The organism is Rahnella sp. Larv3_ips, from assembly GCF_003697865.1.
In the GTDB taxonomy this organism is placed as follows: domain Bacteria; phylum Pseudomonadota; class Gammaproteobacteria; order Enterobacterales; family Enterobacteriaceae; genus Rahnella; species Rahnella rivi.
Genome location: NZ_MJIB01000003.1, coordinates 323,935 through 345,375, shown reverse-complemented (window position 1 = coordinate 345,375; position 21,441 = coordinate 323,935). Strand labels below are relative to the sequence as shown.

Below are 21,441 nucleotides of genomic sequence, written 5' to 3'. Positions count from 1 at the left end.
TCCCGCCGATAGACGAACCGACGTTAAAGTAACCCACGGCAATAGAGCGTTCTTTCGCCGGGAACCATTCGCTGCTGGCTTTCAGACCGGCAGGGATCATCGCGGCTTCCGCCATACCGACAGCACCACGTGCGATGGCCAGGCCACCCCAGCTGCTTGCCAGCGCCGTGGCCATACAGAAGATGGCCCACATGATGGCGAACATGGCGTAACCCACTTTGGTTCCCATCACATCCAGAACGTAACCGGCAACCGGCTGCATCAGGGTATAGCAGGCGGAATAGGCGGCGATAATATAAGAATATTGCTGTGTGGTGATGTTCAACTGGCTCATCAGCGTTGGCGCTGCGGCGGCAATGGCGTTACGTGTTAAATAACCCAGTACAGTGCCGCATGTGACCAATGCGATCATGTACCAGCGTAACCCTTTAATCTTACCCATTTAACTCTCTCCCAGTAAATAATCCGGCGATGACGGCCAAAGCTGTCACGGCGTATTTCGCGCCATCTGTCTCAGCATGGGCTTCTGGCTTCCTTAAAGTGTTTTTCCGGGTACACCGCCGCCAGAGAATCTCGCTGGGGGAGCTGCCCGATGACTCACGCACTGCTTTATTGTTATCTGTGCGTAAGGATCCGATGAACTTCCTGCACACCAGAACAACTGCACTGTCTTCCGGCGAACGGCGCCCGGTAAGTGTTATCCGGACAACAGCGAAAGGACGTGGCAGGTAATCTCTGACGCTCTTGTCCGGACGCAGCAAAGATAACTTGTCATACAGATTTAAAATTTGAATGACATCACAAAACCACATTTAAACTGTGTGCTTACTTAACTTTTTTAACTTCACGGTTATTTACTTGATTTTACACAGGTAATGGTAGGTTTGTTGATCGGCTTCACACTTTGAGGGGAGGATGTAACAAGCAGGGAATGAAAATCTCTACAAAATTGGTGTAACAACTTTACCTGATGATCACATTCAGGCACAGGGCGGCAGAGAGGGCGGTGTCATGTGAATAAGACGAGATACAAGGCACAGAGCCATAAATAACTTGTTATACCGATTTAAAGTTTGAGTGACATCACAAAATGACACTCTGAATGTGAGGATAATAGCCTCCGGTGCTTAAAGACTCTAAAGTTTTTGTTTTACAGAGGATTAGTGTGTGTTTATGGCCGCGAATCGCCCCCTTTCGCGCTGGAGTACCCTTAAAAAGAGCTGGACGATAAACTGAATTGGTGTGATAACTTCGCACCATTGAGAGACAACTCTACAGAATTCATGATGAGGAACCTAAGATGGCGCAGTTTTTAACAGAAGACTTCCTTCTCGACACTGAATTTGCACGTCGCCTGTATCACGACTATGCGAAAGATGAGCCGATCTTTGATTACCACTGTCACCTACCGCCGGAACTGATCGCGCAAAATCATCAGTTCGAAAACATGTATGAAATCTGGCTGAAAGGCGATCACTATAAATGGCGCGCAATGCGTACCAACTGTGTGCCTGAACGTATGTGTACCGGTGATGCCAGCGACCGCGAGAAGTTTGACGCCTGGGCTGCAACGGTTCCCCACACCATCGGCAACCCGCTGTACCACTGGACGCATCTTGAGTTGCGCCGTCCGTTCGGCATTACCGGCAAACTGCTTTCTCCGTCTACTGCGGGCGAAATCTGGGAGCGTGGTAACGAACTGCTGGCACAGGATGAATTCTCCGCCCGTGGCATCATGAAACAGATGAATGTGAAAATGGTCGGCACCACCGATGACCCGATCGATTCTCTGGAACATCATAAAGCTGTCGCCCGGGACACCAGTTTTGATGTCAAAGTTCTGCCAAGCTGGCGCCCGGATAAAGCGTTCAACATTGAAGCGGCGACGTTTGCTGATTACATGAAGAAACTGGAAGCCGCTGCTGATGTGTCGATTACCCGTTTCAGCGATCTGCGTGACGCCCTGAAAAAACGTATGGATCACTTCGCGGCGCACGGCTGCAAAGTCTCTGATCACGCGCTGGACGTGGTGGTCTACGGCGAAGCGGATGACGCCACGCTGGACAGCATTCTGTCCCGTCGTCTGAGCGGTGAAACGCTAACTGCGCAAGAAATTGCTCAGTTTAAAACCGGCGTTTTGTTGTATCTGGCTTCCGAATATCAACGTCGTGAATGGGTACAGCAGTACCACATTGGCGCGCTGCGCAATAACAACACCCGTATGTTCCAGCTGATCGGTGCAGACGTCGGTTTTGACTCCATCAACGACCAGCCGCTGGCAGAACCGCTGTCCAAACTGCTGGGCGCGCAAGGTCTGGCCGGTGGCCTGCCCAAAACCATTCTGTATTGCCTGAACCCGCGTGATAACGAAGTCATCGGCACTATGGTCGGTAACTTCCAGGGCGAAGGGATGCCGGGCAAAATGCAGTTCGGTTCCGGCTGGTGGTTTAACGACCAGAAAGACGGGATGCAACGCCAGATGACTCAGCTCGCCAACCTGGGCTTACTGAGCCGCTTCGTCGGCATGCTGACCGACAGCCGCAGCTTCCTGTCTTATACGCGTCATGAATACTTCCGTCGCATTCTGTGCCAGATGATTGGCCGCTGGGTGGAAGACGGCGAAGCACCGGCAGATATCGAACTGCTGGGCAATATGGTGAAAAACATCTGCTTCGACAACGCCAAACAGTATTTCCAGATTGAACTGAACTAAAAAAGCACGACGGAGCGCAGGTTCCTGCGCTCCGTAAATAAACAAAGCAAAAACAACTAATTATCCCATTTAGCACGGCGGCCACAGGACACACCGATTGTCCTCAAAGACCGGCGTCTGAGCAAATTAAGGTGAATGTGAGATGCAAAGGTTAAATCGCCGTGACTTCCCAGGCCGTCAGCACCCGGACAAAATTATTCAGTTCGGGGAAGGTAACTTCCTGCGGGCGTTCGTAGACTGGCAGATAGACCTGCTGAATGAACATACCGATCTGGACGCCGGGATAGTGGTTGTTCGCCCGATTGACACCGATTTCCCACCTTCACTCAGCACGCAGGATGGTCTGTACACCACCATTATCAGCGGCCTGAACGAGCAGGGCGAAACGGTGCGCGATACCCGCATCATCCGCTCGGTGAACCGCGAAATTAATATCTATCATCAGTTTGATGAGTATCTGGCGCTGGCCCGCGATCCGAATATCCGCTTCGTGTTTTCCAATACCACCGAAGCCGGTATCAGCTATGTTGAAAGCGATCGTCTGGAGGATGCGCCACCGGCCAGTTTCCCGGCCAAACTGACCCGTTTACTGTTTGAGCGCTTCACGCATTTCTCAGGCGCAGCCGATAAAGGCTGGGTTCTGCTGCCATGTGAACTGATCGACTACAACGGCGAAGCGTTGCAGGAACTGGTGCTACGTTACGCACAACGTTGGGCGCTGCCGGCGGCATTTACTCAGTGGCTGGAAAACAGCAATACCTTCTGTTCAACACTTGTAGACCGCATCGTGACTGGTTATCCGCGCAGCGAAGTGGAGAGCCTGCAACAGGAACTGGGCTATCAGGACAGCTTCTTTGACAGCGCCGAGCACTTCTATCTGTTTGTGATCCAGGGGCCAAAAAGTCTGGCTCAGGAACTGCGTCTGGACAAACTGCCGCTCAACATCCGCCTGGTGGATGACATCAAACCGTACAAAGAACGCAAAGTGGCGATCCTCAATGGCGCACACACCGCGCTGGTGCCGGTGGCCTTCCTGTCAGGGCTGAATACCGTTGGCGAATCGATGAATGACGCGCAGATCAGCCGCTTTGTGGAACTGGCCATTGCCGAGGAAATCTCGCCGGTGCTGGATCTGCCACAGGATGAACTGACGTCGTTCGCGCAGGCGGTGCTGAGCCGTTTCCGCAACCCGTTTATTCAGCATCAGCTGTTGTCGATTGCCCTGAACGGGATGACCAAATACCGCACCCGCATTCTGCCGCAGCTGCTGGCGAGCCAGGAAAAGAATCAGATCCTGCCACCGCGCCTGACGTTTGCTCTTGCCGCCTTGCTGGCGTTCTACCGTGGCGAACGCGAAGGTGAAATCTACCCGCTGCAGGACGATGCGCACTGGCTGAGCCTTTTCTCTCAATTATGGAGCAGCGTGCGTAACGGCGAATTATCACTCGGCGGGCTGGTGGAAACCGTGCTGGCCGATGAAGAACACTGGGGACGGGATCTCAATACCGTGCCTGGCCTGACCGCTAAAGTAACCGGACAGTTACAGGCGATCGAAGACCGTGGCATGCGCGATGCGCTGGCGGCTTACAGTTAAGAGGGCGACTATGCAAAGTATCATTCAAATTCATCCTGCAGATAATGTCGCCGTGGCACTGCGCGACATTGAAAACGGCGAGCAGGCAGAGGCTGGCGGCTATCATGTCGTGATGCCTCAGCCGGTGGCCCGGGGTCACAAATTCGCCCTGCGCCCGATTGCGGCGGGTGAAAATATTATCAAGTACGGGCTGCCGATTGGGCATGCGCTGACCGCGATCGCGCCAGGCGTGCATATCCATTCACAAAATGGCAAAACCAATTTAAGCGATCTGGACGAGTATCAATATCAGCCGGAGTTCGCCAGCCTGCCGGAGCAGATGGCAGATCGTGAGGTACAGATCTACCGCCGTAAAAACGGTCTGGTGGGGATCCGCAACGAGCTGTGGCTGATCCCGACCGTCGGCTGTGTGAATGGCATTGCCCGCCAGATCCAGACACGTTTCCTGAAAGAAACCAACGACGCGGAAGGCATCGACGGCGTTTACCTGTTTACGCACCCGTTTGGCTGTTCACAGCTGGGCGACGATCACGTCAATACCCGCACCATGCTGCAAAATATGGTACGTCACCCGAACGCCGGTGCAGTGCTGGTGATTGGCCTCGGTTGTGAAAACAATCAGGTGGACGTGTTCCGCGAGACGCTGGGCGAAGCAGATGAAGAGCGCGTGCGCTTCATGACAATGCAAAAGTTCGACGACGAAGTGGAAGCCGGTCTGGAACGTCTGCGCGAACTGTATGCCGCAATGCGCAACGATAAACGTGAAAGTGGCAAACTCAGCGAGCTGAAGTTTGGCCTCGAATGCGGCGGCTCTGACGGGCTTTCCGGCATCACGGCGAACCCGCTGCTGGGGCGTTTCTCGGACTACGTGATCGCTAACGGCGGGACTTCCGTACTGACCGAAGTGCCTGAAATGTTTGGCGCAGAGCGTATTCTGATGAGCCGCTGCCACGACGAAAGTACGTTTGAAAAAACCGTTCATATGGTCAACGATTTCAAACAATATTTCATCGAGCACAATCAGCCGATTTACGAAAATCCGTCGCCGGGCAACAAAGCCGGCGGTATCACTACGCTGGAAGAAAAATCGCTCGGCTGTACGCAAAAAGCCGGTCACAGCCCGGTGATGGACGTGCTGAAATACGGCGAGCGTCTGACCAAACCGGGGCTGAACCTGCTCAGCGCGCCGGGTAACGATGCCGTCGCTACCAGCGCACTGGCCGGAGCCGGTTGTCACATGGTGCTGTTCAGCACCGGGCGCGGCACCCCTTACGGTGGTTTTGTGCCGACGGTCAAACTGGCGACCAACAGCGAACTGGCGGCGAAAAAACCGCACTGGATCGATTTCGATGCAGGACAACTGATCCACGATGTCACAATGGATCAACTGCTGAAAGAGTTTGTGGATCTGATCGTGGAGATCGCCGATGGCCGCAAAGCCAAAAACGAACTCAATGATTTCCGCGAATTAGCCATCTTTAAAAGCGGTGTCACATTGTAACCGGTCAGGTTTATCGTTAGGATGAAACGGCGTTTCAGTTATGGAACGCCGTTTGCTTTTGCAGCGCAAGTCTTCCACGGATGAGATCAGGATAAATGACGTATTACTGGTTGGCACAGTCAGTCGGTGTTGTGGCCTTTGCGGTCGGCATCACGATGTTTTTCAACCGCAGCGACCGCCGCTTCAAACAACAACTTTCCGCTTACAGCGCCATTATCGGCGTGCATTTCCTGATGATGGGCGCAGCGCCCGCCGGGATGAGCGCCTTACTCAACTCCCTGCGCACCCTGATTTCCCTGCGGACCCGCAACCAGTGGATCATGGTAGTTTTCATCGTCCTGACGCTGGTGTTAGGGCTGAGCCGCGCACACCATTGGGTGGAATTATTGCCCGTCGGCGCCACCGTCGTCAGTACCTGGGCGCTGTTTCGCACCAGCGGGCTGACCACGCGTTGCATTATGTGGTGTTCAACCTGTTGCTGGGTGGCGCACAACATCTGGCTTGGCTCGATCGGCGGCTCGCTTATCGAAGGCAGTTTCCTCGTCATGAACGGTTTTAACATCATTCGCTTCCGCCGCCTGCAACTGCGCGGCATCGATCCGTTTGAGGTCGAGAAGAAGATACTGCAGAAGAGGGATGAGCAGGGGTAATCCCTGCTTTTGAGTGCGTAATACGTATTCTCCCTTATTTTGAATCCGCTCACAGATCCTAATAATAATTCTCCGTTTCTCCTCGTATTGATTAATTCCCCCAGTTTGACGCGTTGACAACCTCTGGGGGCAGGAGTAGTTTTCGTATTTGTGGGAGCGGTCCCACGGATAAGGAATAAATCATGGATGTTATTAATGGATTACTGAAGGATATATACGCAGGGAAGTTATCACTGGAATTTTTAGATGATCTCACTACTCGCATTGAGGTGGCTAAAAATCAGAGAAACTATTCAGCCAAACAGGGATGGGATGAAAAAGATGTGGTATTGATCACCTACGCAGATCAGTTCACACACCAAAATCAGAAAACACTTTCTGTATTTAACGCGTTCTATCAGAAATATCTCGGCGACATATTTAATATTGTTCATCTGCTGCCATTTTATCCGTATTCATCGGATGACGGCTTCTCTGTGATTGATTATCAGCAGGTCAATCCGGTTGCCGGGGACTGGAAAGATATTCGTAAACTGGGTCAGTCAACACGCCTGATGTTTGATTATGTCTGCAACCATATTTCCGCAGGCAGCGAATGGTTTAAAGAGTATCTGGCGGGAAATCCGAAATATGAAAATTATTTCATCAGCCTTGATGAAAATACGGATTTAACCGCCGTTACCCGTCCGCGTCGTTCGCCTTTATTAACGCCGTTTCGCGGCAAAAGGGGAGATGTCCGTCACGTCTGGACGACCTTCAGTGCAGACCAGATTGACCTGAATTTCGCCCACCCGGATGTGCTGTGTGACATGCTCGACGTGTTGCTGAAATATCTGGCGGAAGGCGCGGAGTATGTTCGTCTCGACGCCGTCGGTTACATGTGGAAAGAGCCCGGTACCTCGTGTATTCATCTGCCAAAAACACATTTGCTGGTGAAGTTATTCCGCGCCGTGGTGGAGTATGTGGCACCGGGCACCGTGCTCATTACCGAAACCAATGTGCCGCATCAGGACAACATCAGCTACTTTGGTGACGGTATGGACGAGGCGCAGATGGTGTATCAGTTCCCGCTGCCGCCGCTGGTTTTGCATGCTGTTCACAGCGGAAGTGCCGCGACGCTCACCCGCTGGGCCGCCGGTCTTAGCGCCTGTTCGCCTGCCACCACCTTCTTTAATTTTCTTGCCTCGCACGACGGGATCGGCCTGAACCCGTTACGCGGTTTATTGCCCGAGACAGACATCCTCGCGCTGGTGGACGCGCTGGAGCAGGAGGGCGCGCGGGTGTCGTATAAGAATAATGCTGACGGCAGTACCAGCCCGTATGAAATCAATGTCACCTACATGGATGCGCTGAACCGGCAGGACGATCACGACGATGCGCGTCTGCAACGTTTCATGCTCGCACATGCTATTTTGCTGGCATTCCCCGGCGTTCCTGCGGTGTATATTCAAAGTATTCTTGGCTCCCGTAACGATAATCAGGGCGCAGAACGTGCCGGGTATCACCGGGCGATAAACCGGCAAAAATATGACATTTCACAAATTGAACAGGCGTTATCCGAACCTGATTCATTACGTGCAAGAGTATTCTCGGCACTTAGCACATTAATTTCCAGCAGAACCCGGCAACCGGCATTTCATCCGTCTTCGCCGATGCAGGTTATCGATTGTCATGATCGTATATTTGCTTTCAGACGTGGCGCAGGAAGTCAGGAAATATATTGTCTGTTTAATCTTTCAGATAAACATACACAGGTTAATCTGCCCGCGGGACATTATCGGAATATACCCAATGACACACCTCTGGAATGTGTCGGAGAAATAACCTTAGCGCCTTATCAATATATCTGGCTGTGCCATTAATAAACTGATCAGTTTCGTTATTCCCATTCAGAGCATGTGAAACTCGCAGGCCAGTGCTTGCGGCTAGCCCTAAAACAGTCAAGGAGATGTTCATGAATATAAAAATGACCAAAAAATATATCCTTATTATCCCGGCATTAGCGTCTGCGTTATGTTTATCCGCCTGTGATAATGCAAAAGAAAAACAGGTCACCATTGAATTTATGCATTCTTCGGTGGAGCAGGAGCGTCAGGTGGTGATTAACCAGCTCATTGCGCAATTCGAAAAAGAAAATCCGCTGATCATTATAAAACCGGTGCCGGTGGAGGAAGACGCTTATAACACCAAAGTGATCACTCTGGCGCGCACCGGCGCGCTGCCTGCGGTGATCGAAGTCAGCCACGATTACGCCAAAGTGATGGATAAAGAACAGCTTATTGACCGCGATGCTATCGGACACGTGATCGACAGTATTGGCGCTGACCAGTTTTACCCCGGCGTGCTGCGCATCGTGCGCACCGAAGAAGGTCAGCACTATACCGGCGTGCCGATCCACGGCTGGATCCAGGGCATCTGGTACAACAAACAGCAACTGGCCGATGCCGGATTAGCAGCCCCGTCAAACTGGCAGGACGTCATCCATATCGCTACGGCATTTAATCAGCCCGAACAGAAGAAATACGGCATTGCCTTGCCCACCGCGGAAAGTGTCCTGACTGAACAGGCGTTTTCCCAGTTTGCGCTTTCCAACAATGCCAACGTTTTCAATGCGCAGGGGCAAATCACGGTGAACACGCCACAAATGCAACAGGCGCTGGATTACTACCGTCAGCTCGCGACCTTCTCCATGCCGGGTTCCAACGATGTGATGGAAATCAAAGACGCCTTTATGAACGGTACGGTGCCGATGGCGATTTACTCCACGTACATCCTTCCTGCGGTTTACAGCGAAGGCAAAGCCGCCGATCTCGGGTTTGCGGTACCGACAGAAAAATCCAAAGCCGTTTACGGCACCATCACCTCGCTGACCATTTCCAACGGGCTGAACGAACCGGACCGCGAGGCCGCCGAACGCTGGGTGAGTTTCCTTGAAAAAGCCGATCACGCGACGGCGTGGGTATTGATGTCGCCCGGTGCGGCGCTGCCGGTCACCAAAGGCGTCACGGGCAACCCTGTCTGGCAGAACAATCCGGTGATCAAAGCCTTTGGTACGCTGCCGCAGAGGCTGGTGAACGAGTTTGCCAATGTTCAGGTGTTCGGTTCCGTCGGGGAGAAAAACTTTGCGGGCATGGGCGATGTCACGGGATCGGCGGTACTGAGCGAAATGCTCAACGGTGTGACCGTCGGCAGGAAGGATCCGCAGCAGTCGCTGGCGGAAGGGCAAAAGCGTATCGAAGCACTGATGCAAAAGCGCTAAACGCAGGCGACTGAATTCTCAGGGAAGACCATGAAATCACGTAAATTTAACCATTCCGATGGACGTTTTGCGCTGCTTCTGCTCGCGCCCAGCATTCTGTTGCTGGGCCTGCTGGTGGCGTATCCGATGCTGTCGAATATCCAGATTAGCTTTCTGCAAATTCCGCTGAATCCGCGTCTCGATAACCGGTTTGTCGGGCTGGATAACTATCTCAGCATTCTCACCGATCCGGGTTTCTATCATTCGCTGTGGGTGACGTTCTGGTACACCGCGCTGGTGGTGGCGGGCAGTACCGGGCTGGGGCTGGGCGTTGCGCTGTTTTTTAACCGGGAATTCCGTTTTCGGAAAACAGCGCGTTCGCTGGTGATTTTGTCCTACGTCACGCCCTCCATTTCGCTGGTGTTTGCCTGGAAATATATGTTCAACAACGGCTACGGCATTGTGAACGTGATCGGCGCTGATGTGCTGCATGTGTTCAGCGATGCGCCGCTGTGGTTCGACAATCCGGTCAGCAGCTTCATTCTGGTGGTGCTTTTCGCCATCTGGCGTTACTTCCCGTATGCCTTTATTTCGTTTCTGGCGATTTTGCAGACCGTGGATAAATCCCTGTACGAGGCCGCCGGTATGGACGGCGCAAACGCCTGGCAAAAATTCCGCATCGTCACGCTGCCCGCCATCATGCCGGTGCTGGTCACGGTGGTCACACTGCGCGCCATCTGGATGTTCTACATGTTTGCCGACGTCTATCTGCTGACCAACAAGGTCAACATTCTGGGTGTGTATCTCTACAAAACCGCCTTTGCCTTTAACGATTTAGGTAAAGCTGCCGCCATTTCTATGGTGCTGTTTGCGCTGATCTTTATCGTTATCCTTCTTGCCAGAAAACGGGTGAACCTCAATGGCAGCAACTAACCGCAAGATCCTGCGCAAAGCGGGCTTTTATGCCAGCCTGCTGATTTTCCTCGGCGCGATGTTATTCCCTTTTTTCATCATGCTGATGACCTCCTTTAAAAGCAGCAAAGAGGCGATTTTCCGCCATCCGACGCTGTTGCCGCAGGCATGGGATTTCCATCATTACGTGGATATTTTCAATCCGCAGATTTTTCCCTTTCTCAGTTACTTCAAAAACAGCCTGACCGTGTCGGTGCTGGCCTCGGTGATCGCCGTGTTTTTCGGCATTCTCGGCGCATATGCATTGTCGCGCCTGCGTTTCAAAGGGCGCATCACCATCAACGCCAGTTTTTACACCGTCTATATGTTTTCCGGCATTTTGCTGGTGGTGCCGCTGTTTAAAATCATTTCGGCACTGGGGCTTTACGACACCACCACCGCGCTGGTGATCACCATGGTCGTGCAAACTTTACCGACGGCGGTGTTCATGCTGAAAAGTTACTTCGACACCATTCCTCATGACATCGAGGAGGCGGCGATGATGGACGGCCTCAACCGCGTGCAAATCATCTTTTACATCACCGTGCCGCTGGCGATATCCGGCATCATTTCGGTGTTCGTCTACTGCTTTATGGTGGCCTGGAACGACTATCTCTTCGCCTCCATTTTCCTCTCCAGTTCTGCCAATTTCACCCTGCCGGTGGGGCTGAACACGCTGTTCAGCACGCCGGATTACGTGTGGGGAAGAATGATGGCCGCCTCGCTGGTGACTGCATTACCGGTGGTGCTGATGTACGCGCTTTCGGAGCGGTTTATCAAAGGTAATCTCACCGACGGCGGCGTAAAGGGCTGACGTTAACGACTCACATTCAAAGACTACAGATAAGGAATATCCGATGAAAAAACTGGTCGCAACTCAGCCACGGGTGGCTGAACTGATGGAATACACAGACCGCCCGGTGGCGGCGCATGAAGTCAAAATTCGCGTGAAATTTGGCGCGCCGAAACACGGCACCGAGGTGGTGGATTTTCGCGGCATCAGCCCGTTTACCGACGAAGAATTCTCCGCCGAATGGGGCATGTTTGTGCCGCGTCCGCCAGAAGCGCCGCGCGGCATCGTATTTGGCGAGTTCCAGCTCGGCAATATGGTGGTCGGTACGGTGTGCGAGAAGGGGAGCGAGGTGACAGATTATGAGCTGGGCGATGAGGTCTGCACCTACGGGCCGCTCAGCGAAACGGTGATCGTTAACGGCGTGAACAATTACAAATTACGCAAGATGCCCGCCGGTGCGTCCTGGAAAAACGCCGTCTGTTATGACCCGGCGCAGTTTGCCATGAGTGGCGTGCGCGACGGCAACGTGCGCGTGGGGGATTTTGTGGTGATCGTCGGGCTTGGGGCTATCGGTCAGATTGCCCTTCAGTTAGCGAAAAAGGCCGGGGCCGCCATCGTGATCGGTGTCGATCCGCTGGAAAAACGCGGCGAGATTGCGCTGAAAAACGGCGCGGATGCGGTGTTCAACCCGATCGGCACAGACATCGGTCTGGAGATCAAAAAGCTCACCGGCAAACAGGGTGCCGACGTGATTATCGAAACCAGCGGAAACGCACAGGCGTTGCAGGCGGCGCTGCGCGGCATCGCTTACGGCGGCACCATTTCTTACGTCGCCTTTGCCAAACCTTTCGCCGAGGGCTTCAACCTCGGGCGTGAGGCGCATTTCAACAACGCCAGAATCGTCTTTTCCCGCGCCAGCAGCGAACCCAATCCGGACTATCCGCGCTGGAACCGTAAACGTATTGAAGACACCTGCTGGGCATTGCTGATGAACGGCTACCTCAACTGCGAAGACCTGATCGACCCGGTCGTCACGTTCAGCGACAGCGCGCAAAGCTACATGAAATACGTCGATCAGCACCCCGATCAGAGCATCAAACTCGGCATCACTTTCTAAAAGGACTCAGACATGAAAATCGGCACACAAAATCAGGCATTCTTTCCGGAAAATATTCTGGAGAAATTCAAGTTTATCAAAGCGATGGGATTTGACGGCTTTGAAATTGACGGCAGGTTGCTGGTGACGCATCTCGATGACGTGAAAGCTGCCATTAAGGAAACCGGCCTGCCGGTGATCACTGCCTGCGGAGGCTATGACGGCTGGATCGGCGATTTTATCGAAGAACGTCGCCTGAATGGCGTGCAGCAAATCACCGCCATTCTGGAAGCGCTGGCACAGGTCGGCGGCAAAGGGATTATCGTGCCCGCCGCCTGGGGCATGTTTACCTGTCGTCTGCCGCCGATGACCCCGCCGCGCACGCCGGCCGGCGATCGTCTGGCGATCAGCGCCTCGTTGCAGGCGCTGGACGCCGTGGCAAAACGCACCGGCACCACCCTGTATCTGGAGCCGCTGAACCGCTATCAGGATCACATGATCAACACGCTGGCGCAGGCGCGCGCTTACATCGAAGAGGGCGCGCTTGAGCACGTCCAAATCATCGGCGATTTCTATCATATGAACATTGAGGAAGACTGCCTGAGTGCCGCGTTTCATCAGCAACGTGACCTGCTCGGTCACGTGCATATCGCTGATAACCATCGCTATCAGCCAGGCAGCGGAAGCCTTGATTTTGCCCCCGCGTTCCGCCAGCTGGAACAGGACGGTTACGACGGATATATCGTCTACGAATGCCGCGTGCGGGCAGACAATCCGGCGCAGGCATATCAGGATTCACTGACCTGCCTTCGCAATTTACTCTGACTGACAGGCCGTAAAATGGAATTTATAACGAAAACGGCAGGAACGCTGAAGGTCGCGCTGATCGGCGCAGGCCAGGTGGCGGAAAAGGTTCACGTGGCCGGTTACCGTCAGGATCCCGGCCTTGAACTGGTGGCGGTGGTGGATTGTGATGCCGCACGCGCTCAGGCATTTGCGCAGCGTAACGGCATCGCGCGGGCCTATACGTCGCTGGAAGATATGTTACTCACCGAACGCCCCGACGCGGTCAGTGTGTGTACGCCCAACCTTTTCCACCATCAGCAGGTGATCGCCGCATTGCAGCATGGCTGCCATGTGTTTTGCGAAAAACCGCCCGCCATGGATCCCGCTCAGGCGCTGGAGATGTGGCAGGCGGCGCAACAGGCTGACCGCATCCTGGCCTACGATTTTCACCACCGTTTCGCCGAAGATGCGCGCATTTTGCGCCGTAAAGTCGCAGACGGAGAACTGGGCGAGGTGTATGTCACCACCGCCCGCGCGCTGCGGCGTTGCGGGGTTCCCGGCTGGGGCAATTTTACTGATATCACTCAGTCCGGTGGCGGACCGCTGATCGACATCGGCATTCACATGCTGGATGCCGCGATGTACGTGCTCGGTTTTCCGGCGGTGCGCAAGGTGACGGCGCAGATGTTTCAAAAAATAGGTACCCGCAAAGGTGAAGGACAATTCGGCAGCTGGGATCCGAAGAAATACAGCGTGGAAGATTCCGTGTTTGCCGCCATCGAGTTTTGCGATGGTGGGTTGCTGCGGGTGGAAACGGCATTTGCGCTGAACATTCAGCCGCAGTCGGTGATGAACGTCGAGTTTTGCGGTGACAAGGCCGGTGCCACGCTGTTTCCGGCACAGGTGTATACCGATGAAAAGGGCCAGCTGGTGACGTTATTTAGCCGCGAGGTGGCCGACGACCAGCGCCATGCGCGCAGCCTTCAGGCTTTCGTGGCGGCGGTTCGCGGGGAAACAGTCAGCCTGGCTGATGCCGGGCAGGGGTACCGCATTCAGCAACTGGTGGCAGCGATTTATGCCTCGGCAACCTCAGGGGAGAGCGTGTATCTATGATCCAGACTCAGATCCTGCACGAAGCGCCATTTTCGCCTCATCGCCTGAATAAATACGCCAGCCTGCATACCTGCGGCAATGGCCGGACCGGCATTCGTGGCTGTCACGAAGAAGCCTATACCGATCAGCAGCGGGGAATGTTCGTTGCCGGTTTTTATCACCGGGCGAATGCCACGGAAGTGACTGAACTGGTGAATCTGCCGGACATCACCGGGATGCGCATTGAACTGGACGGCGAAAGCTTCTCGTTGCTTTCCGGCACGCTGATGTCGTATCAGCGCGAACTGCGCACCATGAACGGCGAGCTTTACCGTGAACTGGTCTGGCAGTCACCCGCCGGTCAGCAGTTTAAAATTGAAACCCGGCGGTTTGTGGCGCTGGCTCCGCTGGCGCTGGTGGCCTGCCGTTTAACCGTCACCGCTCTCGGGAGTGATGCGCATCTGTGCGTGAGCACCGGCATTGATGCCACACAGACCAACAGCGGCAGACAGCATCTGAATGAATGTTCGGTGCGGGTTTTCGATCACAACGTTTTACAGGGTTGCTATCAGACCACCGACGGGCAGCAGCAGGCGATTATCACCAGCCGGTGTGTGATCCCGCCCGGTGCCAGCAGCAGTTTCTCTGCCAAAAACCGCCAGCTGTTGCAGCATATCAGCCTGCCATTGCAGGCCGGTGAAGCGGTGACGCTGGAGAAATTCAGCTGGATTGCCACGTCGCTTGATGCGGATGCCGGGCCGGATAATACCTGGCCGCAACGTTGCCTGGAGGCGCTTTCTGCCGTTGCGCAGCATAGCTACGGCCATTTGCTGATGGAACATACCGGCCACTGGCAGCATTACTGGCGCGCGTCGCGCGTCGGCGTGGAATCTGATGATCCGCAAGATCAGCGTGCGCTGGATTTTGCGCTGTATCATCTGAAACTGATGATCCCGGCGCATGATGCCCGCGCCAGTGTGGCGGCGAAAGGGCTGACCGGCGAGGGCTACAAGGGGCATGTGTTCTGGGATACCGAAATTTTTATCCTGCCTTTTGCCCTGCTCAATGCGCCGGAGCAGGCGCGACAACTGCTGGAGTACCGTTTTCGCCATCTTTTACCGGCGCAGGATAAAGCCCGGCGCAATGGCTATGAGGGCGCGCTGTTCCCGTGGGAAAGCGCTTTCAGCGGCGAAGAGGAAACCCCGGAGTTTGCGGCCATCAACATCCGTACCGGCCAGCGGCAGCGGGTGGCGTCTGCACTGGCCGAACATCATCTGGTGGCCGATGTCGCCTATGCCACCGCAGGCTATTTTCAGGCGACACAAGATGGCGAGTTTATGCAGCAAACGGGGCTGGCGTTGCTGAAAGAAACGGCGCTGTTCTGGATGAGCCGCGCCGAACGTCGCCACCATCGTCTGGAAATCCTCAATGTTATCGGGCCGGATGAATACACCGAACACATTGATAATAATGCGTTTACCAATTATATGGCGCATTACAACGTGCAGACAGCCTGCGAATACCTGCGCCGGTCCGGTCATCAGGATGAGGCGTTCTTCCGCCGGGCAGCGGATTTTCTCACGCAGCTGTATCTGCCGCAGCCGGATCAACAGGGCGTGATCGCGCAGGATGATACCTTTCTCAGCAAGCCGCAATGCGACCTGACCGCCTATAAAACGCAGCAGGGCACGCAGGCTATTTTGCTGGAGTATTCCCGCGCTGAAATCAACGAGATGCAGGTACTGAAACAGGCCGATGTGGTGATGCTGATGCACCTGCTGCCCGCGCAATTTACCCCGCACAGTCAGGCCGCCAACCTGCGTTTTTATGAGCCACGCACCATCCATGATTCCTCACTGAGTAAATCCGTCCATGCCATTGTTGCCGCCCGCACCGGGCAGGCTGCGCAGGCATTGCAGTTTTACCGTGAGGCGTGCCGCATAGATTTAGGCGATGAACCGCATTCCAGCGACGACGGCATTCATGCGGCGGCGACCTCGGCGGTCTGGATGGGGGCGCTGATGGGGTTTGCGGGGCTGGATTATCAGTCGGGCGAACTGCATTTCCGGCCTGCGCTGCCGCAGGGCTGGCGACAGTTACAGTTTCCTCTGTGCTGGCGCGGGTCACGCCTGAAAGTGACGATCGAAGCGCAGCAATTCACGCTGTGCAAAACGGATGCCCGCCCGCTGACAGTCCGGGTAAACGGCCTCTCTCACACGTTTACGGAAAGCCTCATTCTGAAAGGATCGCATGATGAAATCTGACATTTCGCCGCGCGCCGTCATTTTTGATCTCGACGGCGTGGTGGTTAATACCGCACACCTGCATTTTGTCGCCTGGCAACGGCTGGCGCAGCGCATCGGCATCTCAATTGATGCGGCATTTAATGAGCAACTCAAAGGCGTCAGCCGGCAGGGATCGCTGCTGCGGATCCTGGCCGCAGGCGGTAAAGCACAGGATTTTACACCGGCGCAGTGTTCAGCGATGGCGGCAGAAAAAAATGCCGATTACGTCAGTTTACTCGCCGGGCTTACCACGGCAGACATCCTGCCGGGGATCAGCGAACTGCTGCACCGGCTGCGGGATCAGGGCGTTCTCATCGGACTGGCCTCTGTGTCACAAAATGCCCCGCAGGTACTGGCCGCGCTGGGATTACAGCAGGCATTTGATTATGTGGCAGATACCCGCCAGATCGTGCATTCCAAACCGCATCCGGAGATTTTTCTCCACGTCTGTGAGGCGCTCAATGTCACGCCGCAACAGGCCGTGGGGATTGAAGATGCGCAGGCGGGCATTGATGCGTTGCGTGCCGGAGGCATTTTTGCGATAGGCATTGGTGCCACTCTGGAAGGGGCAGATTACCGTCTTGATTCGACCGACGGGCTGTCATGGGCGGTGATCAGGCAACAGTGGTTACGCTATCAGGCTGACATTTAAGGAAAAATTATGGCTCAGATTTCACTGCAACATATTCAGAAAATTTACGACAAGCAGGTTCAGGTGGTGAAGGATTTCAGTCTGGAAATCGCAGACAAAGAGTTCATCGTGTTTGTCGGGCCGTCGGGCTGCGGAAAATCCACCACATTGCGCATGATTGCAGGGCTGGAGGCGATTTCTGACGGCGACCTGCTGATCGACGGCGTGCGCATGAATGATGTGGCGCCAAAAGATCGCGAGATTGCGATGGTGTTTCAGAACTATGCGCTTTATCCACATATGTCGGTTTACGACAACATGGCGTTCGGACTGAAGCTGAGAAAAATTGCGCCGGAGGAAATCCACCAGCGTGTGGAATATGCTGCGCAAATCCTCGGTTTGAAAGAGTATCTCCAGCGCCGTCCCGGCGCGTTATCCGGCGGGCAGCGACAGCGTGTGGCCCTCGGGCGCGCCATTGTGCGCGATGCCAAAGTCTTTCTGATGGATGAACCGCTGTCGAACCTGGACGCCAAACTGCGTGTGCAGATGCGTGCGGAAATCAGCAAGTTGCACCACAAACTCAACACCACCATGATTTACGTCACCCACGATCAGACCGAAGCCATGACCATGGCGACGCGGATTGTGGTGATGAAAGACGGTGTGATCCAGCAGGTCGGTGCGCCGAAGGCGGTGTATAACCACCCGCAAAATATGTTCGTTGCCGGTTTTATCGGTTCCCCGGCGATGAACTTTATCCGTGGCGCGCTCGATGGTGAATTCTTTGTCACCGAAAGCCTGCGCATTCCGGTGCCGCAGGAAAAACTGGCGGTCCTGAATGCACGCGATTATCAGCGTAAGCCGCTGGTGCTGGGCATCCGCCCGGAGGATATCGCCAGTGCGGCTTCGCAAAATGCGCATTTTGAAGCGCGTATTACCGTAGCCGAACTGACGGGCGCAGAATTTATGTTGTATTGCTCTATTGGCGGACATGAGTTTGTCTGTCGCTCCGGCGCGAATACGGATTATCAGGCAGGTGAATTATTATCCCTGCGTTTTGATATGAATAAATGCCATTTCTTTGATTGCGATTCTGAAGTCGTTATTACAGGTATTTAAAAAAGAGGTTACCCGTTGTCTTAATATTTCGCTGTCCCTACTGTAAAAGGAATTTATATAATGAAAATAAATCTCATTGCCGCCTTATTCTGCGGCGCAGTCTGCTCGTCTGCGTTTTCTGCTGAAGGCGAAAGCGTGAATAAGAATGAAGATCATAATTCACCGGAAATGATGACGCCGGTGCCCATCGGCCTGGCGGCCCTGCCTTCTGAACCCTGGAAGATCCAGGTCGGTGTGATGCAGGAAACTGAAAACACGGAAGGTCAGGGCGATAAAGACGGTGCCTATGAACCGACGGTGTTTATTAACTTCAGCAAAGGACAGTGGAATCTGTACGGCGCGTTTTATCAGGAAGATCATAACGTTGATTATTCTCAGGATACGCGCAGCGACTGGTTCAATCAGTACGAGTTCGATGCGCATTATCAGTTTGCCGATAACGATGATTACGCCCTTGGGCTGATGCTGGGGTTCAGAAATTATCAGTGGAAGTATAATGAAGATAAGAAGAAAGACAGCGGATCCTACAACACCCAGCGTTACACTGTTCAGCCCGACTGGTCAGTTTCACTTAGCCCGAATCTGAAATATAACGGCTGGATGGCGTTATACAATTATTATAATAATATGGACAATAACGGTTATCTGAATAAGGAATTCGAAGGCGAAACGGGTCTTAAATACAGTTTCTCCGGGGATATTGCCATTCAGGTGAATTATTATTTAGATCGCGGATGGAATACCGGAGACAGTCAGCGCGGCGAATTCGCCAAACAGGAAGCCCGCGTATATTTACCGGTGAGTGTGGATCTCTTTTCCAGCGGAAAAACGGTGCTGACGCCGTACGTTCGCAGAACGCTCGACACTTATTATTACAATGACGACCGCGCAGAGCGGGAAGGGGAAACCGATACCCGTTTCGGACTGTTAATTAATCAGCCATTACCGGCCGGTTTTGCGATATCTCTGGAATATGCCTACGAATTGCAGCTGCACGATAATATTGATGCCAGCGCCAATGCGAAAACCAAATTCCATTATACCGGTGTCGGCCTGACGTATACCTTCTGATGCACTGAATCATCCAACAGGGGGCGCCGCTTCCTGTTGGACTGACTTATTTCGCGGTCTTAAGACAACGGGCGGAATGATTGACGACTAACTGCGTGGGCACAAGCGTTCGTGCGTGCGCACACGGGCGGTCGAAAATTTTATCAAACAACACACTGCAACCCTGCCAGCCTAATTCCCGGATCGGAATTTCAATGCCGGTAAGACCTGGAGAAAGGAGGGGCGAAACATTGTCGCTGCTGTAGCCGGTGACGGAAAGCTCGTCAGGAATGGTTTTTTTCTGATCATGGGCCGCGCGGTAAATACTCATGACTTTTAAGGCATCGGTGGCGAAAACGGCAGTCGGTGGCCGATCACTTTTGAGCAGCGCCGTTGCCGCCAGACAGGCGCTTTCCGCCGTGTAGCCGCCGTCAATCATCAGGCCTGGTTGCACCGGCAGCCCGGCGTCCTGCATGGCGTGCTGATACCCGGACAAACGATCAATCGAAACGTGGTAATCCAGCGGAGCATGCAGGCAGGCAATATCCCGATGACCGAGCGAAATAAGATGTTGTGTCAGCCGGTAGCTGTCCTGGAAATTATCGGTATCGACGGAGAAAACATGTTTATAAGCGCCTTCGATATTACCAATAACAACAACGGGAACCTGATAATGGTCGAGTTGCGCCAGAATGTGTTCATCAGCCGGTGAACTCAGCATAATCACGCCCTTCACCATTTTTTCCGTTATTTTTGCCACGCACTTTTGCAAATCTTCTTCGCTATTTTTGGAGGTCTGCAAAATAACATCAAACCCTTCTTTTTCCGCGCGCAATGCAATGGATTGCAGTATTTCGGAAAAGAACGGATTACCGGCGGTGGTTTTGGTGGAGCGGGTGGAAATGACCAAAATGGCATCAAAACCTTTAGATGTCAGCGCCCGTGCCACTTTACTCGGCTGGTAATTCAGGGTGCGGATAGCTTCCAGAACACGCTCACGCGCATCAGGCGAAATATTGGTTTGATGAGTGATAACTCGCGATACGGTAGATTTGGAGACTTTTGCCAGACGGGCAATATCATAAATAGTGACTGCCACGATATTTCACCTCAAATATCCGTATTAAGGACGGGATATTGATAATACGGGGCAGGTCTGAGGTTGTCCATGTTCCCCAGACCTGATGTGGCGGAGGTTTACTCGTCTAATTTCAGCGGTGGTAGTTGGGCAAAAATACTCAGCAAGCCTTCGCCCCAGCCTTTGCGGATCATGTCGAAATACGGATGTGTGTCGGTGATCCGGTACTGCTGCGCCGTGCTGTAGCTGTCGACCGGGTAGGTCAGCACATCCAGCGGCAGGCCGACGGAAAGATTACTGCGCAGCGTCGAATCCATCGAAATCAGCGCGCACTGCATCGCCTGATCCAGCGGAGTATCGAAGTTCAGCACGCGATCGATAATCGGCTTGCCGTACTTGCTTTCCCCCACCTGAAAATAGGGTGTGTCGTGGGTGGCTTCGATGAAATTACCCTGGGGATAAATATGGAACAGCCGCAACCCTTCACCCTTGATCTGGCCGCCGAGCAGCAGGTTACAGCTGAAATCCGTGGTGCCGCCCTGATTGGCGCCGCTGTCACGGGCAATCACTTCGCGCACCGTTTCCCCGAGCAGGCTGGCGGCGTCGTACATTGATTCCACGTTAAGCAGATTTTCCCGCTGATCATCGAGGCAACGCCGGTGCAGCAGGCTGATAATGCTCTGTGTGGTCGCCAGATTTCCGGCACTTTGGAGCACCAGCACCCGTTCATCGCTGTGATGAAAAACATGCAGTTTGCGGAAGGTGGAAATGTGATCCACCCCGGCATTGGTGCGCGAGTCTGAAACAAACACCAGGCCAGAGGACAAGCGCATGGCCACACAGTAAGTCATAGGATTCGTTCCT

General features: G+C 53.9%; 18 protein-coding genes. 15 read left to right on the top strand and 3 right to left on the bottom strand.

Translation table 11 applies throughout. The annotated features are described in order from the left end of the window. Positions 1-442 (bottom strand): MFS transporter (locus tag ED901_RS01575; protein ID WP_122094427.1); only part of this gene is annotated, 442 nt, incomplete at its 3' end. 858 nt (positions 443-1,300) lie between these two features. Here ED901_RS01575 and uxaC point away from each other — a divergent pair. The 15 genes from uxaC (at position 1,301) to ED901_RS01500 (ending at position 19,520) form a co-directional block, all read left to right on the top strand. After that, a complete protein-coding gene (gene uxaC, locus ED901_RS01570; protein WP_122094425.1) occupies positions 1,301-2,713 on the top strand; it encodes a glucuronate isomerase in 1,413 nt (470 codons plus the stop codon). Between the two features lie 142 nt (positions 2,714-2,855). Further along, positions 2,856-4,307 carry a tagaturonate reductase gene (locus tag ED901_RS01565; protein ID WP_122094423.1) on the top strand — a complete coding sequence of 484 codons (1,452 nt, stop codon included), beginning with the start codon at positions 2,856-2,858 and terminating at the stop codon, positions 4,305-4,307. 10 nt (positions 4,308-4,317) lie between these two features. Next, positions 4,318-5,808 (top strand): UxaA family hydrolase, encoded by a 1,491-nt coding sequence (locus tag ED901_RS01560; RefSeq protein ID WP_122094421.1) that lies wholly within the window; start codon positions 4,318-4,320, stop codon positions 5,806-5,808. A 95-nt stretch (positions 5,809-5,903) separates the two neighbouring features. After that, positions 5,904-6,458 (top strand): YgjV family protein, encoded by a 555-nt coding sequence (locus ED901_RS01555; RefSeq protein ID WP_056776425.1) that lies wholly within the window; start codon positions 5,904-5,906, stop codon positions 6,456-6,458. Between the two features lie 182 nt (positions 6,459-6,640). Then, positions 6,641-8,320 carry an alpha-amylase family glycosyl hydrolase gene (locus ED901_RS01550; protein ID WP_122094419.1) on the top strand — a complete coding sequence of 560 codons (1,680 nt, stop codon included), beginning with the start codon at positions 6,641-6,643 and terminating at the stop codon, positions 8,318-8,320. 104 nt (positions 8,321-8,424) lie between these two features. After that, positions 8,425-9,717 (top strand): ABC transporter substrate-binding protein, encoded by a 1,293-nt coding sequence (locus ED901_RS01545; RefSeq protein WP_205965068.1) that lies wholly within the window; start codon positions 8,425-8,427, stop codon positions 9,715-9,717. Between the two features lie 30 nt (positions 9,718-9,747). Then, on the top strand, positions 9,748-10,629 hold the full coding sequence (locus ED901_RS01540) for a carbohydrate ABC transporter permease (RefSeq protein WP_056776433.1): 882 nt from the start codon (positions 9,748-9,750) through the stop codon (positions 10,627-10,629). After that, positions 10,616-11,461 (top strand): carbohydrate ABC transporter permease, encoded by an 846-nt coding sequence (locus ED901_RS01535; RefSeq protein ID WP_122094415.1) that lies wholly within the window; start codon positions 10,616-10,618, stop codon positions 11,459-11,461. Before ED901_RS01540 ends, ED901_RS01535 begins: the two co-directional genes overlap by 14 nt. A 43-nt stretch (positions 11,462-11,504) precedes the next feature. Further along, a complete protein-coding gene (locus ED901_RS01530; RefSeq protein ID WP_122094413.1) occupies positions 11,505-12,557 on the top strand; it encodes a zinc-binding alcohol dehydrogenase in 1,053 nt (350 codons plus the stop codon). 12 nt (positions 12,558-12,569) lie between these two features. Further along, the gene (locus ED901_RS01525; RefSeq protein WP_122094411.1) at positions 12,570-13,361 is read left to right on the top strand and encodes a sugar phosphate isomerase/epimerase; all 792 of its coding nucleotides are present in this window, start codon (positions 12,570-12,572) and stop codon (positions 13,359-13,361) included. 15 nt (positions 13,362-13,376) lie between these two features. Then, positions 13,377-14,435, top strand: a complete 1,059-nt coding sequence (locus ED901_RS01520; protein WP_122094409.1) for a Gfo/Idh/MocA family protein — start codon at positions 13,377-13,379, stop codon at positions 14,433-14,435. Then, on the top strand, positions 14,432-16,678 hold the full coding sequence (locus ED901_RS01515) for a glycoside hydrolase family 65 protein (RefSeq protein WP_122094407.1): 2,247 nt from the start codon (positions 14,432-14,434) through the stop codon (positions 16,676-16,678). Before ED901_RS01520 ends, ED901_RS01515 begins: the two co-directional genes overlap by 4 nt. Then, positions 16,668-17,351 carry a beta-phosphoglucomutase gene (pgmB, locus tag ED901_RS01510; RefSeq protein ID WP_122094405.1) on the top strand — a complete coding sequence of 228 codons (684 nt, stop codon included), beginning with the start codon at positions 16,668-16,670 and terminating at the stop codon, positions 17,349-17,351. Before ED901_RS01515 ends, pgmB begins: the two co-directional genes overlap by 11 nt. Before the next feature lie 9 nt (positions 17,352-17,360). Further along, positions 17,361-18,449 (top strand): ABC transporter ATP-binding protein, encoded by a 1,089-nt coding sequence (locus ED901_RS01505; RefSeq protein WP_122094403.1) that lies wholly within the window; start codon positions 17,361-17,363, stop codon positions 18,447-18,449. Positions 18,450-18,509: 60 nt separating this feature from the next. Then, a complete protein-coding gene (locus tag ED901_RS01500; protein WP_122094401.1) occupies positions 18,510-19,520 on the top strand; it encodes an OmpG family monomeric porin in 1,011 nt (336 codons plus the stop codon). Between the two features lie 46 nt (positions 19,521-19,566). Here the strand turns inward: ED901_RS01500 and ED901_RS01495 are convergent, their stop codons facing one another. Further along, positions 19,567-20,598, bottom strand: a complete 1,032-nt coding sequence (locus ED901_RS01495; RefSeq protein WP_122094400.1) for a LacI family DNA-binding transcriptional regulator — start codon at positions 20,596-20,598, stop codon at positions 19,567-19,569. Positions 20,599-20,696: 98 nt separating this feature from the next. After that, positions 20,697-21,428: a proteasome-type protease gene (locus tag ED901_RS01490; RefSeq protein WP_122094398.1), complete on the bottom strand. Its 732-nt coding sequence runs from the start codon at positions 21,426-21,428 to the stop codon at positions 20,697-20,699. Between the last annotated feature and the right edge of the window lie 13 nt (positions 21,429-21,441).